The organism is uncultured Aurantimicrobium sp., assembly GCF_936931525.1.
Lineage (GTDB): Bacteria > Actinomycetota > Actinomycetes > Actinomycetales > Microbacteriaceae > Aurantimicrobium.
The window spans coordinates 1-1,133 of the sequence record NZ_CAKZII010000073.1; the positions used below are offsets into that span (position 1 = coordinate 1).

At 43.6% G+C, this 1,133-nt stretch carries 2 protein-coding genes; both read left to right on the plus strand.

Going from position 1 to position 1,133, the window contains the following annotated elements; translation table 11 throughout:
• The first annotated feature begins 81 nt into the window (after nucleotides 1-81).
• Complete coding sequence (locus Q0362_RS03300; protein WP_298119742.1) at nucleotides 82-498, plus strand: GtrA family protein; 417 nt, start codon at nucleotides 82-84, stop codon at nucleotides 496-498.
• A partial coding sequence (locus Q0362_RS03305) for an FAD-binding oxidoreductase (protein ID WP_298119744.1) occupies nucleotides 498-1,133 on the plus strand: 636 nt, incomplete at its 3' end. The genes Q0362_RS03300 and Q0362_RS03305, both read left to right, overlap by 1 nt.

Genomic DNA, 1,133 nt, shown 5'->3' on the forward strand with positions numbered 1-1,133 from the left:
TGTTTTTGCACTTAAGGACAAACCAAGTTATTGGCTTGCCGCCACAATCGGTTTGGTCTTCTTATTGGCAATGGTCCTCTGATGACTGCACGAATGAAAATAGCATTCCTCTACTCGGTATTTGCCACTCTTGCACTGTTAGCAAATTTAGGGAGCCAGGCAGCTTTCTTGCGTTTGTATGAGGGTGAATTTGCCATCACGATATCTGTCCTAGTTGGAACTGCTGTTGGGTTGCCAATTAAATATGTTCTAGACAAAAAATATATTTTCAATTTCACTGCAAACAATCTGTTCCATGACTCACGTATTTTTGTCCTCTATGTCTTGATGGCAGTTGTTACTACTTCAATTTTTTGGGGGGCTGAAGCCTTGTTCCAGCTTTGGTTCCAGGAAGAAGGAATGAGGCTGCTGGGCGGTGCAGTGGGGCTGATCATCGGCTATTTAGTGAAATATCAACTTGACAAAAAATATGTCTTTTCTCAGTCGAAGGAATCTTGATGAAAACCGAACTGTTTAGTTGGGGAAGGTATCCACGTGTCGAAGCGGAAAACTTCACTCCAAAGAATGAATTTGACACTGAAAAACTCCTCCGAGGGATGAGCAATGAAGTCACGCCACGTGGATTAGCCCGAAGCTATGGTGATTCCGCGTTGGGAGACATCACGCTTTCCACCAACTCACTAGACCGCTTCATTTCTTTTGATTCCAAAACTGGAATTGTTCGCTGTGAATCTGGGGTTTCTCTGGATGAGATCCTCAAAGTGTTTGTTCCTCGTGGCTGGTTTTTGCCCGTCACTCCTGGAACTCGTTTTGTATCCGTTGGTGGAGCAATTGCCTGTGATGTGCACGGAAAGAATCATCATGTTGAAGGCACATTTTGTGATCACGTTCTCGAAATGAAAATTCTCCTGGGAGACGGTTCCAAAGTAGTTTCAAGTCCGTCTCAGAAATCAGAACTTTTTCATGCTACTTGTGGAGGGATGGGCCTTACCGGTGTCATTCTTGACGCAACAATTAAGCTCAAGCCAATTACTTCAAGCCTGATTGAAGAAACAACCTACAAATGTGCAAATCTTGACGAAGTTATAACTCGCTTTGAAGAAACCAAAGATTTCACTTATTCCGTCGCCTGG

Coding starts and splice junctions, on each gene's coding strand:
- Q0362_RS03300 (WP_298119742.1), top strand. CDS start 82: ATGACTGCACGAATGAAAATAGCATTCCTCTACTCGGTATTTGCCACT.